This window comes from Parvibaculum indicum (genome assembly GCF_011762095.1).
Taxonomy (GTDB): Bacteria; Pseudomonadota; Alphaproteobacteria; order Parvibaculales; family Parvibaculaceae; genus Parvibaculum; species Parvibaculum indicum.
Map to the genome: position 1 here is coordinate 1 of NZ_JAASQO010000010.1, position 15,000 is coordinate 15,000.

At 59.7% G+C, this 15,000-nt stretch carries 9 protein-coding genes, 1 tRNA gene, 2 rRNA genes and 1 pseudogene; 7 read left to right on the plus strand and 6 right to left on the minus strand.

Features of this window, described 5'->3' with window-relative positions:
* Positions 1-95: 95 nt before the first annotated feature.
* From FHS78_RS12735 to FHS78_RS12745, 3 genes and pseudogenes are all read right to left on the minus strand, one after another.
* Positions 96-869, minus strand: a pseudogene (locus FHS78_RS12735) (ArdC family protein); the annotation flags it as partial.
* 503 nt (positions 870-1,372) lie between these two features.
* Entirely contained in the window at positions 1,373-1,714 is a 342-nt protein-coding gene (locus FHS78_RS12740) for a YnfA family protein (protein ID WP_089413300.1), read from the minus strand.
* A complete protein-coding gene (locus FHS78_RS12745) occupies positions 1,711-2,148 on the minus strand; it encodes a MerR family transcriptional regulator (protein ID WP_167094765.1) in 438 nt (145 codons plus the stop codon). Before FHS78_RS12745 ends, FHS78_RS12740 begins: the two co-directional genes overlap by 4 nt.
* Positions 2,149-2,228: 80 nt before the next feature.
* On the opposite strand from FHS78_RS12745, the gene FHS78_RS12750 reads away from it, so the two are divergent.
* From FHS78_RS12750 to FHS78_RS12780, 7 genes are all read left to right on the plus strand, one after another.
* Positions 2,229-2,621: a hypothetical protein gene (locus tag FHS78_RS12750; RefSeq protein WP_167094766.1), complete on the plus strand. Its 393-nt coding sequence runs from the start codon at positions 2,229-2,231 to the stop codon at positions 2,619-2,621.
* Positions 2,622-2,704: 83 nt separating this feature from the next.
* Entirely contained in the window at positions 2,705-3,967 is a 1,263-nt protein-coding gene (locus tag FHS78_RS12755) for a TolC family protein (protein WP_167094767.1), read from the plus strand.
* Positions 3,964-5,139, plus strand: coding sequence for an efflux RND transporter periplasmic adaptor subunit (locus FHS78_RS12760; RefSeq protein ID WP_167094768.1), 1,176 nt, complete (start codon positions 3,964-3,966; stop codon positions 5,137-5,139). The genes FHS78_RS12755 and FHS78_RS12760 overlap by 4 nt, the downstream gene beginning before the upstream one ends.
* Positions 5,140-5,150: 11 nt before the next feature.
* On the plus strand, positions 5,151-8,282 hold the full coding sequence (locus FHS78_RS12765; RefSeq protein WP_167094769.1) for an efflux RND transporter permease subunit: 3,132 nt from the start codon (positions 5,151-5,153) through the stop codon (positions 8,280-8,282).
* Between the two features lies 1 nt (position 8,283).
* Positions 8,284-8,610, plus strand: coding sequence for a P-II family nitrogen regulator (locus tag FHS78_RS12770; RefSeq protein WP_089413305.1), 327 nt, complete (start codon positions 8,284-8,286; stop codon positions 8,608-8,610).
* Positions 8,610-10,814: a heavy metal translocating P-type ATPase gene (locus FHS78_RS12775; RefSeq protein ID WP_089413306.1), complete on the plus strand. Its 2,205-nt coding sequence runs from the start codon at positions 8,610-8,612 to the stop codon at positions 10,812-10,814. Before FHS78_RS12770 ends, FHS78_RS12775 begins: the two co-directional genes overlap by 1 nt.
* A gap of 1 nt (position 10,815) precedes the next feature.
* Positions 10,816-11,370: an isochorismatase family protein gene (locus FHS78_RS12780; protein ID WP_089413307.1), complete on the plus strand. Its 555-nt coding sequence runs from the start codon at positions 10,816-10,818 to the stop codon at positions 11,368-11,370.
* A 245-nt stretch (positions 11,371-11,615) separates the two neighbouring features.
* Here FHS78_RS12780 and FHS78_RS12785 read toward each other — a convergent pair.
* From FHS78_RS12785 to FHS78_RS12795, 3 genes are all read right to left on the minus strand, one after another.
* A tRNA-Met gene (locus FHS78_RS12785) sits at positions 11,616-11,692 on the minus strand.
* A gap of 139 nt (positions 11,693-11,831) precedes the next feature.
* Positions 11,832-11,946, minus strand: a 5S ribosomal RNA gene (gene rrf, locus FHS78_RS12790).
* A 101-nt stretch (positions 11,947-12,047) separates the two neighbouring features.
* A 23S ribosomal RNA gene (locus tag FHS78_RS12795) occupies positions 12,048-14,783 on the minus strand.
* Between the last annotated feature and the right edge of the window lie 217 nt (positions 14,784-15,000).

Here is a 15,000-nt window from a genome sequence, read left to right on the forward strand (position 1 = left end):
GGGAGCGCTGCGGCCGGCCCGGATAACGCCTCCGTCAGTCCTGTTGCATCGACGTCAAGCAGGACACTGACAATCGGTGCAGACTGTCAAGATAACGCGACCAGTTCCTCGCGGGCGTAGGGTTTCGAGCCGAAGGAATGGGACAGGTCGCGGGCGAGTCTCGTCTCGTGGCCGGTCCAGTGGCCAAGCTCGTGAAAACAGGTGCGATAGTAGTTCACCTGCTCGAAGAATGCGGGCTGCGGCGGTACGTGGATGAAGTCTTGGCTCGGCACATAGAAAGCCTTCGTTCCGCCGATGCGGAAATCCGCGCCCGTCGCTTCGATGAGACGCTCGGCCTGCGGAATGATTTCGGCTTCGGGCAGTGGGGCCGCGCCCGCGTAGGCTTCATCGGGCAGGCCTTCGCACTGCTCCACGTTGAACAGGGTGAAGCGTTTGAGGAACGGCACGCGGCCCGGCTCGTCGCCGTCCTGCTCGGCCCGCTCGCGCTCGGCCTTGGGAATGAAGGTATCGGCGTGGCACGCGGTGATGCCGCGCTCGCCCTTCATGACATGGCCGCCCATCTCTTGGGCTTGGCGATAGGTCAGCCATGTTTGCGTCGCGAAGCCCGCGCGCACGACGTGATGCCACAGGATCAGGATATTGACGCCGGAATAGGTTCGCCCGGTAAGCGCGTTCTTGGGTAAGCCAAGCCCAGCCTTCGCGCCCGGCGCGCCCCAAGGCTGCACCCAAGGTGCGCGGCCCGCCTCAAGCTCGGCGATGATGCGGGCCGTCACCTCGTCATAGAGATTCGGCTTCTCCGCGCCTGTGGCGCGGCTCTTTCTGCGCCCATGCTTTCCGCTTGCGCTGGCGTTTGCGGTTCTTGGCTCCATGATTGCGGCTCCCTCTGGTCCTCTGCGCGCGCCTTTTCCCGGAAGGGGGGCGGGCGGTAAGCGACCGGGAGCCCCGCCGGGTCAGGCGGGACGCAACTGTCTTGGTAGGACGAGAAAACCGACGTGGACGGACATAAAGCCAAGGCGGTTGCGGGCCGTCCCGGCGGGGCTACAAGGGAGTGTCCGGCCGCCCCCCGCACCGGGAAAAGGCTATAAAAAAGTCGCCGCCCGAAAGGGCGGCGTCCGTATGCCGGACCAAAGGTCCGGCCTCGCGCGAGGGATCGTTACCCGAATGGGCGGAGACCGCGCGAAGCGCGGGCTCCGTGGAGCTAAGGCCGCGCCAGCGGCCTTAGCGGAATAGAGCCCGGTCCGGCCTCCGGCCGGACGCGCGCCAGCGCCGACGCTACGGCCGCGTCCGGTACCCAAAAGGGCCGCTGCTCAGGGCGGCGAACAGCCGGGCGTAAGTTCGCTCGCGCAAGGGCTCGCTCATTCCACCTTCCTCATCAAACCGAGCGCGGACCAAAAAGAATGACTACGGCGCCGAAAAGACAAATCGCTGCGCCGGTCAGATCCCATCGGTCGGGGCGCTGAGCTTCCGCCAGCCAAAGCCACGCCAGCGAGGATGCGATGTAAATTCCCCCGTAGGCTGCATACGCCCGACCCGCGAAATCGCTGTCGATCCGGGTCAAAAGAAAGGCGAATGCTGCAAGGCTGACCATGCCCGGCAGCAGCCAGACCGCAGATTTATGCAAGCGAAGCCAAGCCCAGAAGGCAAAGCAGCCCGCAATCTCGGCCACAGCAGCGGCAATATAGACGGCCAAGGGAGCGAAGGCTTTCGCGATCATGGGCTGGCCTCTGCCATCTGGTGATCATCCTTCAAGCATTGTCCATGGTCGCTAAGCACCTCGATGACGCGGCAGTCGGAGATTTTGCCACCGCGGCATTGTTTGATCATCCGCTCCAATTCGCGTTTCAGCGCGTTCAAACGCTCAATCCGGCGGTTTGCTTGGTCGAGTTGCCGACAGGCGATCGCGTCCGCCGCGTCGCAGGGTTGGTCCGGATTGTCGGATAGGCTCAAAAGATCGCGGATTGAATCCAGGGGAAAACCGAGCTCGCGGGCGTGCCGGATGAACGCCAGACGGTCGATGTCGGCTTGCGCGTAGAGTCGCCGGTTGCCCTCGGAGCGTGGGGCCTGTGGCAAAATGCCGATCTGTTCGTAATAGCGGATCGTCTGAACCTTACAGTCCGTCGCGCGCGCCACATGGCCGATCGTGTACATAGTCTTCTTCGGTCCCTATCGAAATTTTGGCTTGCTTCTACAGCTACTGTAGATGTTATATGTCATGCATGCGAGGCGCAATGACGGTTTCCCATTCGGGACCGATGGTCGCTCAGGGATGGATTTTGAGGATTGTTAACCACATACGGTTAGTATCGCGCAGGATGAAGAAGGTCTTGCTACTGCTTGGGATGGTTGTATTTGTCGCGATTCAATTCGCCGACATCGCGATCCTTGACGCTGCGCCGGTTGACGGGCTCGAATTCCATACTCAGTCGGATCACGATCAGGACAAGCAAGCCTTTGACGGCTGCGAAATCCATTGTGGTTGCCACAGCCTACACCATATGGCGGCCATCGGACTCGCCGGTGAAAACACCTATGCCGCGCTGACCGATCAAGAATTCCCGCGCGACAACGCCGGGAAGAATTCCGCCGGCCAAGGTCCGCCGGTCCCCCCTCCCAACGCCTGAACTCTCTATGCCCTGAGTCTGTGCGCGAACACGGCATCGTGGTGGCGCGTGCACCCCGGTAACCGAGACAGAGAGTTCAATGAATGAAATGCCAAAAACTGGCGCTTTTCGGCGCCGTCATCGCGAGCCTTTGGCTTGTTGAGCCCGGCTTAGCGGAGGAGAGCGCTGCACCGGACATCGCGCTCAGGGAATTTGTTTTCAGTGTCCTGAGCGATCATCCGGCCCTGCGTCAGGCCCAGGCCGAACTGGATGCCGCGCGCGCCCAGGCACGCGGCCAAGCGCAACCGCTCTACAATCCCGAGATCGAGCTTGAATACGAGGAAGCGCTCGACAATTCAAAGTCGGTCGGGCTATCACAGACGCTCGATCTCAGCGGCAAACGGCGGGCGCGCGCCAACGTCGCCACGGCCGAGGTGGTCGCCGCGGAAGCGCGGTTCGCCATCACGCGCAAGACTTTGCTTGCCAATCTCCTTATTGCGTTGTCGGACTATCAGGCGCGCCGAGACGCGGTTCGCATAGCCGAGCAACGTGTCAGGCTAGATGAAGAGTTCCTTGCGCTCGCTGAACGGCGCAATCGCGCCGGCGACCTGCCGCAATCGGACCTGCTGACGGCCCGATTGACTCTGGCTGAAGCGCGAGCTGCGGCGAGCACGGCGAGCATCGAGTTCTCGCAAGCGGAGGAACGCCTGATAGCTGTCGTCGGCGGCGTGATGCCGCCACCGCCGCCGCTTACCGGTTCACCTCCGCAAAAGCGTCCCTCAATCGAGGTAGTGAATGTCGATGCGCTCCCGGAACTTCAATCGGCGCAGGCCGATACAGAAGCGGCGCGCGCTTTCGTCAGCGTGGCGAAGCGGAATCGCATACCTGACCCGACTTTAGGCGTCAAAGTTGGTGAAGCGCGAAGCGCACTCGATCCCTTAGGGCAAAGAGAGTCCTCGACACTGTTCGGGATACGGCTGTCCATTCCCCTGCCCATTCGCAATACGTACAGCGCCGAAGTCGACGCCGCCAGGGCCGGTTCAATCGCGAGAGAACAAAGCTACCGTGACTTGAGACGCAGGGTCGAAGCACGGCTTGCCGCAAGCCTTCGGCGCTATGAAACGGCGCTCGGCGCTTGGCAAGCCTGGACCGCCCAAGGGGCCGCGCCGCTCGACGAGCAACGTGCGCTCCTGCAGCGGCTGTGGGAAGCGGGCGAGGTCGGCGCCGTCGATTACATCATTCAACTCAATCAAACCTTCGCAACGGAGAGCGCCGGTGTTGAGCTCAAGGGCCGTCTCTGGGCCACATGGTTCGACTGGCTGGAAGCTTCCGCCGCGATCAGCGAATGGGTGGAGAATATCCAATGACCAGGAAAATGAAATTGTCCTTGGGCGTCGCAGCCATCGCGATCGTCATCGCCGGCGCCGCTTTCGCGCTGATCAATCAGCCGCCGAACGCAAAGAATGAAGTCGCTGCTCCAGCGTCGCAAGAGACGGAACACGGCGAGGAGCATGAAGAAGGCGGTGTCGTCGAAATGACCGCCGCCGATCGCAAGGCAAAGGGCGTCACCACGGCGCCTGTGGACATGAGGGTCCTCACCGACGAAGCCGTTGTACCGGGCGAGGTGACGCTCGATCTATACCGATCAGCGCAGATCGCCCCGAGAATTTCCGCTCAAATCGTCGCCCGGCAGGCAAGGCTTGGGGACCATGTGAAGACCGGACAAGCGCTTGTTACTTTGTCCAGCGTCGAGATGGCGGATGCGCAAGGAAACCTGATCGTTGCCACGCGCGAATGGAGCCGCGTGCGCGAGCTGGGGCGTGAGATCGTTTCCGAGCGGCGTTATGTGGAAGCGCAGGTGGCTGCCGAGCAGGCACGCGCCAAGCTCTTAGCCTTCGGCATGACACCGGAGCAGATAGAGGCGCTGGTCAAAAACGGTGACGCTTCGAAAGCCACTGGAACATTCGACCTTTTGGCTCCGCAGGACGGTACGGTCATCAAGGACGATTTCGTTGTCGGCGAAGTCGTGGATGCGGGGCGCGTGCTGTTTCAGATCACGGATGAAAGCCGGGTGTGGGTGCAAGCCCAGCTTACGCCCGATCAGGCTGCTCATGCCGAGGTCGGCTCTTCCGTCCGTATTCTGATCGACAAGGACCACGCGGTCGGCGGCCGGATCGTTCAGGTCCACCACACGCTTGACGAGACGACGCGCACCTTGCCGATCCGTGTCGAGGTCGACAATGCAGGCGACGAGTTACATCCCGGCCAATATGTCAGCGTTGCGGTTGGAGTCGGTGATGGCAAACAAGCACTCGCCGTACCGGAGGCGGCCGTCACGCTTATGGACGGCAATCCGACTGTCTTCAAAGTCGAAGGCGACGAACTTCACCCGACGGCGATTAAGACCGGTATGACGCGCGGCGGCTGGATTGAGGTCGCGGCCGGTCTGAGCGCGGGCGATGAAATCGCGACGAATGAGGTCTTTCTCCTCAAGTCGCTCATCCAGAAATCCCAGATGGGCGAAGGCCACGGGCACTGAGGAGATAGATCATGTTGAACAAGCTCGTTGAACTTTCGCTTCAATACAAATTTCTTGTGATCATCGCCTTTCTGGTGATCGCCTTTCTCGGCTGGCAGGCGGTGACGACGGTTCCCATCGACGCCTTTCCGGATGTGACCCCGGTCCAGGTGAATATCTACACGGAGTCGCCTGGCCTCGCCGCAGAAGATGTCGAGCAACTTCTCACATTCCCCGTGGAATCGGCCATGGCCGGCCTGCCCGATGTCGATCAGATCCGCTCGGTCAGCCTGTTCGGTCTCTCTTACGTCTCGGTCTATTTCGAAGACGACGTGGACATCTATTTCGCGCGCCGGCTCGTCATGGAGCGGCTTGCGGAAGTCCGCGACCGCATTCCCGAGGGCTACGGCACGCCGGAAATGGGGCCGAACTCCTCCGGCCTCGGACAGGTCTTCTGGTACACGCTGGAGCGCGCCGACGAAAAGCTCGCGGGCGATATCACCGATATGGACCTGCGCACACTGCAGGACTGGTCGATCCGTCTCATCCTGCGGACCGCGCCGGGGGTCGATGACGTCATGTCCTGGGGTGGCCAGGAACGCCAGTATCAGGTGCAGATCGACCCGCTGAAACTCATTAAATACAAGCTCGGCTACAGCGATGTGATGGAGGCGATCGAGGCCAACAACCGTCAGGTCGGCGGGCAATATATCGATCAGGGACCGGAGCAGTTTTTGGTCCGGGGCCTCGGTCTCGTCGATGGTAAGCGCGATATCGGCAACATTGTCCTCAAGGTTGAGGACGGTACCCCCGTTTATGTGCGCGATGTGGCGACTGTCACGCAGGCCCCGTCACTGCGCTTTGGCGCAGTGACCCGGGACGGCAAGGAGGTCGTCCTTGGCATGGCCTTGTCACGCATCGGCGAGAACGCCAAGAACGTCGTCGATGCGGTCAAGGAGAAACTTTCCGTGGCCGAACAGGCCTTGCCTGACGGCGTCGCACTGAAGCCGATCTACGACCGCACGGAACTTGTCGAGGAGGCCGTCTCGACGGCGGAACGTGCGCTTATCGAAGGCTCGATCCTGGTCGCCATTGTGCTCTTCCTATTCCTCGGCGAACTCCGCTCGGCGTTTGTGGTCATCGCCGCGCTGCCGCTCGCCATGCTGATCGCCTTCATCTTCATGGAACAGGCCGGCCTGTCGTCCAATTTGATGTCGCTCGCGGGGCTCGCCATCGGTATTGGCATGATGGTCGATGGCGCCGTGGTCATGGTCGAGAATTCCTTCCGGATCATGGCGGAGCGCCGCTCGCACGGCGAGGAGGTCAACCGAACGGCTGCCGTATTGGCAGCAGCGCGCGAAGTCGCCAATCCGATCGCCTTCGCGATCCTCATCATCATCGTCGTGTTCCTGCCTCTTTTCAGCCTTGAAGGCCTCGAAGGCAAGATGTTCAAGCCGATGGCCTTCAACATCAGCTTCGCCATGGCGGGCTCGCTGCTCCTGACGCTGACGATCATACCGGTCCTGGCGGCGCTCATCCTTAAGCCCAAGGAAGAGCGCGATACCATGCTCGTGCGCTGGATCAAGCGCGGCTATCTGCCCCTGCTCGCCTGGTCGCTCGCAAACAAGCGAAAGGTCGTGATGGCCGCCGGCGCCTTGCTCCTGTTCAGTCTCGCGCTTTTTCCCTTTCTCGGGAAAGAGTTCATGCCGCAATTGCAGGAAGGCTCCATCATGTGGCGGGTGACGTCGATTCCGTCCACCTCGCTCGACCAGTCGATCAAGGTCTCGAATGACATTTCGGCGGCATTGTCGGACTTCCCGGAAGTCGAGACCACACTCGCCATGATCGGCCGGGCCGAGAAGGGCGAGACTGCCGACGTCAACTACATGGAGATCTACACCGCCTTGAAACCTGAGGGGGAATGGAAGTCGGGCCGTTCGATTGAGGAACTGGCGGACGCCATGCGCGAGAAATTGGAAGAGGTCGTTCCCACCGCCGTCATCGCTTTCACCCAGCCGATCCAGATGCGGGTGGAAGAACTGATCTCGGGGGTACGCGCCACCTTGGCGGCGAAGCTCTACGGCGAGGATTTGGGCGAGCTCGATCGCCTGAGCCAGGAGATTAAGAACGCGATCGCCTCTGTCCCCGGTGTGGCCGATCTATCGCTCGAAGCCAATCTCGGCAAGCCGCAGGTGCGGATCGAAGTAGACCGGGAGCAACTCGCCCGTTATGGCCTTAACGCTGACGATGTTCTGACTATCGTCCGCACCGGAATCGGCAACGAGCCGGTCTCGACACTTATCGACGGCGTCAAGCGATTCGACATCACGGCCCGGCTTCAGGACTCCTCGAAAACTTCCATCGAGGCGATCAAGGCGATCCCACTGCGTACGGCCGATGGGGCGATCATTCCGTTAAGCCGTGTCGCGGATGTCTCGGTCGCGGAAGGCTATTCCTTCGTTCGGCGTGAGCAATTGCAGCGTTATGCGGTGATCCAGATGGACGTCCGCGGACGCGACATTGACGGCTTTGTTCAGGATGCAAACCGGGCAATCAAGCAAAATGTGGAATTGCCGCCCGGCTATTGGATTGAATGGGGCGGTGCTTTCGAGAACCAGCAGCGCGCGCTCACGCGCCTTTCGATCATCGTACCGCTGACGATCTTTTTCATCTTCGTCCTTCTGTACACCGCGTTCAACTCGATCCGACACGCAACGCTGATCATCGCCAATGTGCCGTTCGCCACCATCGGCGGGCTGATTTCGCTCGCCATCACCGGGCAATATCTGTCGGTGCCGTCGGCGATCGGCTTCATCGCGGTCTTCGGTGTCGCCATGCTCAACGGCATTGTCCTCGTCGAATTCATCAATGGATTGCGCGAAAAGGGACTGGGCGTTGGGGAAGCCGTACGACGCGGAACGGAACTCAGGCTCCGCCCAGTGCTGATGACGGCGAGCGTCGCAATCCTCGGCCTGATCCCCATGCTGCTGTCGTCGGGTGTCGGCGCCGAAACCCAGCGGCCGCTTGCTACCGTCGTGGTCGGCGGGCTGATCACGTCGACGCTGCTGACGCTCGTCCTTCTCCCCGTCATCTATGAGTGGATGGAGACGCGCGTAGCGCGACCCGTGGAAACCGCCCGACAGCTCGAACCGCAGGAGGTCTGACATGAAGGAAGTCAAAGCGTTCATTCACCGTAACCGGATCGCCGACGTTGTTCATGCGCTCAAGACGGCGGGGTTCCGGAACATTTCCGTGATCGACATCAAGGGCATGTTGAAAGCCCTCGATTCCCGGGAACAGCAATATTCCATTGAGATCGGCGAAAAAGTCATCACGGAGGTGAAGCTGGAGCTTGTCTGCGAGGCGGACAAGGTCGACCAGGCCTTGGCGTTGATTCGCGAAAATGGCCGCACCGGCCAGAAGAGCGCCGGCTGGGTTTATGTCAGCGAGATCGAAAGCGCCTATCCGATCGACGACGGAAATGCGTCCTGATGGCGCCCGCACCTGATGCGTCCCGCCTGACCTTCAAGGTGCGCGGGCTCGATTGCGCCGAGGAAGTGGCGGTACTCCGCCGCGAAGTCGGCCCGCTTGTCGGCGGAGAGGACAATCTCGCATTCGACGTTTTGAACGGCCGCATGACAGTGCTCGCCGAAGCTCCGCCGGTCTCCGCCGATCAGATCCGGCGAGCCGTCCGTCGGACGGGCATGACGGCGATCGAATGGCGCGCCGGCGAGAAAAGTGGGCGTGATGAGAGCGATCGCCGCCGAAGCCAACTCGTCTCGTTCACAAGTCTCAGCGGCCTGTTTGTCGTTGCCGGTTTTCTTACCCACGTTTGGCTCGCGGGCGGCTTCACTGAGGCTATTCGGCTTCTCGCCGGTCACGACGGAAAAGTCGTGCCTTTGCCCGAGATCGCGGCTTATGCGCTCGCCATCGGCTTCGGCATTCGCTTCGTCATCGTCAAGGCCTGGTACGCAGTGCGCGGTGTGCGGCCAGACATGAACCTCTTGATGACGGTCGCCGTCGCCGGCGCCATCATCATCGGCGAATGGTTCGAGGCGGCGACGGTTGCGTTCCTCTTCGCGCTGTCGTTGACGCTGGAAAGCTGGAGCGTCGGTCGAGCGCGCCGTGCCATTGCTGCTCTTCTCGACCTTGCGCCGCCCACCGTGCGGCTCCTTCGCGCGGATGGATCGGAGGTGGCGGTGCCGGTGGCCGATGTCAGCCCTGGTGACCGCTTCATTGTTCCCGCGGGCGACCGCATCGGCCTGGACGGACGGGTCGTTGCAGGGACCAGCGCTGTCAATCAAGCGCCCATCACCGGCGAAAGCGTGCCGGTCGAAAAGACGCCCGGCACCGAGGTCTTCGCCGGCACGGTCAACGGTGACGGAACGCTCACGGTGGAGGCCGCCAAGGCGGCCGGGGACACCATGCTCGCGCGCATCATCCGCATGGTCGAGGAAGCTCACGCCCGCCGCGCGCCCTCGGAGCAATGGGTGGAGCGATTTGCGCGTGTCTACACGCCGGCGGTCATGGCTCTCGCACTTTTTGTCTTCCTGGTGCCGCCACTGGCCCTCGGCGGAGCGTGGGACGAGTGGTTCTATCGGGCCCTGGTCCTGCTCGTGATCGCTTGTCCGTGCGCGTTGGTCATTTCGACACCGGTTTCCATCGTCGCCGCGCTGGCATCGTCGGCGCGCGCCGGCGTGCTGGTCAAAGGCGGCGCCTATGTGGAGCTTCCCGCGCATCTCAAGGCAATCGCCATGGACAAGACCGGAACGATCACGCGGGCCGAGCCCACGGTGGCGCAGGTCATCCCGCTCGGAAACCATACCGAGGCTGAGTTGGTGGCCCGTGCCGCAGCCCTTGAGGCACGCTCCACGCATCCACTTGCGAGCGCTATTCTGCGCTACGCCGATCAGCGGGGGATCGCGCTTGCGCCAGCGAGCGACGTGCGGGTTCTAAGGGGAAAGGGACTGACCGGCACCTTCGATGGCGAACCGTTCTGGCTCGGCTCCCACCGCTACGTCGTCGAACGCGGTCAGGATACGCCCGAGACCGCGAAACGGGCGGAAACGTTGGAAGCAGACGGCAAAACAGTCATTGCCGTCGGCAACCCGCGGCACGTCTGCGGCCTCATCGCAGTCGCGGATACGGTCCGGCCGGAGGCGCGGGAAATCGTGCAACAACTGCATGCCGCCGGCATTGGGCATGTGGTTATGCTGACCGGCGACAACCGGGTCACGGCCAATGCCATCGCCCGCAACCTCGGCATCGACGAGGTGCACGCCGAACTGCTGCCGGACGACAAGGTCAAGAAGATCGAAGAGCTTGTCGCGCGCTACGGCACGGTGGCGATGGTCGGCGACGGTGTCAATGACGCACCGGCCCTGGCGCGCGCCAACCTTGGCATCGCCATGGGCGCGATCGGCTCCGATGCGGCGATCGAGACCGCCGATGTCGCGCTCATGACAGATGACATCTCGAAACTGCCTTGGCTGGTGCATCACGCCAAACGAACGCTCGTTATCATTCAGCAGAACATCGTTTTTTCACTTGGCGTCAAAGCGGTCTTCGTCGTGCTCACCTTCGCCGGCTACGCAACGCTCTGGGGCGCTATCGCTGCGGATACGGGCGCTTCCTTGCTGGTGGTTGCCAACGCGCTGCGGTTATTGCGTCTGCGTAAAAGTCCGGAGAATTCGTGAAATGAACCGGTCAACGGAGTCGTCCAGTTCGAAGTCATTCGGTTTACTCTTGAACCCGGAACATTGCGTCGTTGTTCTTATAGACTACCTTGCCGATTTTTCGGCTGGCCTGCCGCCTGAAGAAGCGCAGCGTTTCACCGAAGTAGTTGGTCTGCTTCTGAAAACAGCGGAAGGGCTCAAAATCCCGACAATCGTCACCGCGCGATCGAATCGTGCACGGAATGCTAAACTGATAAACACAGACAGCCATGGCTCGTGGAAAAATGCGATTTGGCGCGAAACAATAAATCCGTGGGCGAATGACTCTTTTCGGGACCATATACGATCTTGTCAACGCAACCGGTTAATTCTCTGCGGAATGTGGTCCGATGATTCAATTACCTTTGCCGCGCTCAGCGCCTTGGAGGAGGGTTTCGACGTATACCTTGTGGTGGACGCGACGAGAGGGACTTCATCGGATATCCACAACACCGCGATGGCGCGGATGACGCAGATGGGCACTGTTCCGATCAGCACGCGTCAATTGATTTTGGAGTGGAAGGGAAGTGTCGAATAGTAATTGCAAATACACTGGTGGCGAATCTGGAACAACAAACGTACGTGATGGATGGAAGAGACGGAATTGCAGACACCATCCTGCCGACTCGACGATCCATTATCCACATCTCGGGAACCAAGATCGCGTTGGCAAGCTGGCCTGAGCTTGATTTCGGGTGGTACCTATATGGTACCGGGACGCAAAAGCGCCCGCCTGGGTTCGGCGGGCGTTTTTGGTAAGTTATTGATATATAATGATAATTTTGGTTGCGGGGGCAGGATTTGAACCTGCGACCTTCAGGTTATGAGCCTGACGAGCTACCGGGCTGCTCCACCCCGCGCCAATTCCTTGAATGCGGACTGCCTCGAACCGGCAGCCGATCCGTCCCGTTCATCGAAGCGAGACTGCCAAGGCTTGCGAATTACGAGACAGGCAAAACAGAACATCATGAAGAAGGAATATTTGAATGTGCTTGGCAGGCCCGGCAGCGACCTACTCTTCCATGCCTTAAGACAAAGTACCATCGGCGCTGAGGAGTTTAACGGCCGAGTTCGAGATGGGATCGGGTGCGGGCTCCTCGCTATAACCACCGGGCCGGCGAAACACATCGGAATGAATGATTTGTCGTCTGTCTCTCTCCACGCTCCATGCGCCCCAACTCGTAAAGAGCGGCGAATGGGCAGTGATAAATGAGAGTAATCAAGCCTATCGAGCGATTAGTACCAGTAAGCTACATGCATTGCTGCACTTCCACACCTGGCCTATCAACGTGGTCGTCTTCCACGGCTCTCAAGGGAAAACTGGTTTTGAGGTGGGTTTCCCGCTTAGATGCTTTCAGCGGTTATCCCTTCCGTACATAGCTACCCGGCTGTGCCGCTGGCGCGACAACCGGTCCACCAGAGGTACGTCCATCCCGGTCCTCTCGTACTAGGGACAGATCCTCTCAATTTTCCTACACCCACGGCAGATAGGGACCGAACTGTCTCACGACGTTCTAAACCCAGCTCACGTACCACTTTAATCGGCGAACAGCCGAACCCTTGGGACCTGCTCCAGCCCCAGGATGTGATGAGCCGACATCGAGGTGCCAAACGATTCCGTCGATATGGACTCTTGGGAATCATCAGCCTGTTATCCCCGGCGTACCTTTTATCCGTTGAGCGATGGCCCTTCCACGTGGAACCACCGGATCACTATGACCGACTTTCGTCTCTGCTCGACATGTACGTCTCGCAGTCAGGCAGGCTTATGCCATTGCACTCATCAGCTGATTTCCGACCAGCTTGAGCCTACCATCGCGCGCCTCCGTTACTCTTTGGGAGGCGACCGCCCCAGTCAAACTACCCACCATGCAGTGTCCCGGACCCGGATAACGGGCCGCGGTTAGACATCAATGAAAACAAGGGTGGTATTTCAAGGATGGCTCCATCCGAGCTGGCGCCCGGACTTCAAAGCCTGCCACCTATCCTACACATGTCGTCACTAATGCCACTGCAAAGCTATAGTAAAGGTGCACGGGGTCTTTCCGTCTGACCGCAGGAACCCCGCATCTTCACGGGGAATTCAATTTCACTGAGTCGATGCTGGAGACAGCGGGGAAGTCGTTACGCCATTCGTGCAGGTCGGAACTTACCCGACAAGGAATTTCGCTACCTTAGGACCGTTATAGTTACGGCCGCCGTTTACCGGGGCTTCAATTCAAGGCTTGCACCTCTCCTCTTAACCTTCCGGCACCGGGCAGGCGTCAGACCCTATACGTCGTTTTGCAACTTCGCAGAGCCCTGTGTTTTTAGTAAACAGTCGCTACCCCCTGGTCTGTGCCCCCCCGACCTGGTTGCCCAAGCCGAGGGCCTCCTTCTCCCGAAGTTACGGAGGCAATTTGCCGAGTTCCTTCAGCATCGTTCTCTCAAGCGCCTTGGTATGCTCTACCAGTCCACCTGTGTCGGTTTGGGGTACGGTCTAATGAGGGAGCTATTTCCTGGAACCCCTAGGCTGCCAGATCAATCCAATAAGACCTGACAACTTCCGGGATTCGTCACTACCCTCTGGCCCACGAATATTAACGTGGTTCCCATCGACTACGGCTTTCGCCCTCGCCTTAGGGGCCGGCTAACCCTGCGCAGATTAACTTTACGCAGGAACCCTTGGACTTTCGGCGACAGTGTCTCTCACACTGTTTGTCGTTACTCATGTCAGCATTCTCACTTCCGATACCTCCAGGCGTCCTCACGGATCACCCTTCACAGGCTTACGGAACGCTCCGCTACCGCGCACAAAGTGCACCCGCAGCTTCGGTATATGGCTTTAGCCCCGTTACATTTTCGGCGCAGGGCCCCTTATCTAGACCAGTGAGCTGTTACGCTTTCTTTAAATGATGGCTGCTTCTAAGCCAACATCCTGGTTGTTTTGGGGGCCCCACATCCTTTCACACTTAGCCATAACTTAGGGACCTTAGCTGGCGGTCAGGGTTGTTTCCCTCTCCACGACGGACGTTAGCACCCGCCGTGTGTCTGCCGGATAGTACTTCCTGGTATTCGGAGTTTGGTTAGGATCAGTAAGGCGGTAAGCCCCCATAGCCCATCCAGTGCTCTACCCCCAGGAGTATTCATCCGACGCTCTACCTAAATAGATTTCGCGGAGAACCAGCTATTTCCGAGTTTGATTGGCCTTTCACCCCTAGCCACAAGTCATCCCCGTCTTTTTCAACAGACGTGGGTTCGGCCCTCCAGTGCGTGTTACCGCACCTTCAGCCTGCTCATGGCTAGATCACTCGGTTTCGGGTCTAATCCAACGAACTAAACGCCCTATTCAGACTCGCTTTCGCTACGCCTACACCTATCGGCTTAAGCTTGCTCGTTAGATTAAGTCGCTGACCCATTATACAAAAGGTACGCTGTCACCATTTCAGGCTCCAGCTGTTTGTAAGCATCCGGTTTCAGGAACTCTTTCACTCCCCTCGTCGGGGTGCTTTTCACCTTTCCCTCACGGTACTTGTGCACTATCGGTCGCGCAGGAGTACTTAGGCTTGGAGGGTGGTCCCCCCATGTTCAGACAGGATTTCACGTGTCCCGCCCTACTCGTATCCCTGAACCTTCAACACCTGTACGGGGCTATCACCCGCTGAGGCCCGACTTTCCAGACGGTTCCAGTTAGAAGATCCAGGGCATTGGCCTGGTCCGCGTTCGCTCGCCACTACTAGCGGAGTCTCGGTTGATGTCCTTTCCTCCAGGTACTTAGATGTTTCAGTTCCCTGGGTTCGCTTCCTTGCCCTATGTATTCAGACAAGGATGACCTTACGGCCGGGTTTCCCCATTCGGAAATCCACGGATCAAAGCTTGCTCACAGCTCCCCGCGGCTTATCGCAGCGTGCCACGTCCTTCATCGCCTCTGCGCGCCAAGGCATCCACCAGATGCTCTTAAGACGCTTGATTACTCTCATTACCACTGCCCATCCCGGAGCGCCGAGGCGATCCGGCCGGGAAACGGTAATGGAGAGATCAGACAAATCATTCAACTTACCCGATCACGCTTCATTTTATTGGTTCGAAAACCTGTGGGTCGAAGCATGTGCAAACCTTGCGTGCAACAAGGCGGTTGCAGATCCGGCACTGCTGCACAGGCTGCGATGGCGCGAACGCCATAACGACC

Excerpts from the sequence above, each read along its gene's own strand:
- FHS78_RS12740 (WP_089413300.1), bottom strand. The coding sequence starts at position 1,714 with ATGATCGCGAAAGCCTTCGCTCCCTTGGCCGTCTATATTGCCGCTGCT.
- FHS78_RS12745 (WP_167094765.1), bottom strand. The coding sequence starts at position 2,148 with ATGTACACGATCGGCCATGTGGCGCGCGCGACGGACTGTAAGGTTCAG.
- FHS78_RS12750 (WP_167094766.1), top strand. The coding sequence starts at position 2,229 with ATGACGGTTTCCCATTCGGGACCGATGGTCGCTCAGGGATGGATTTTG.
- FHS78_RS12755 (WP_167094767.1), top strand. The coding sequence starts at position 2,705 with ATGAAATGCCAAAAACTGGCGCTTTTCGGCGCCGTCATCGCGAGCCTT.
- FHS78_RS12760 (WP_167094768.1), top strand. The coding sequence starts at position 3,964 with ATGACCAGGAAAATGAAATTGTCCTTGGGCGTCGCAGCCATCGCGATC.
- FHS78_RS12765 (WP_167094769.1), top strand. The coding sequence starts at position 5,151 with ATGTTGAACAAGCTCGTTGAACTTTCGCTTCAATACAAATTTCTTGTG.
- FHS78_RS12770 (WP_089413305.1), top strand. The coding sequence starts at position 8,284 with ATGAAGGAAGTCAAAGCGTTCATTCACCGTAACCGGATCGCCGACGTT.
- FHS78_RS12775 (WP_089413306.1), top strand. The coding sequence starts at position 8,610 with ATGGCGCCCGCACCTGATGCGTCCCGCCTGACCTTCAAGGTGCGCGGG.
- FHS78_RS12780 (WP_089413307.1), top strand. The coding sequence starts at position 10,816 with ATGAACCGGTCAACGGAGTCGTCCAGTTCGAAGTCATTCGGTTTACTC.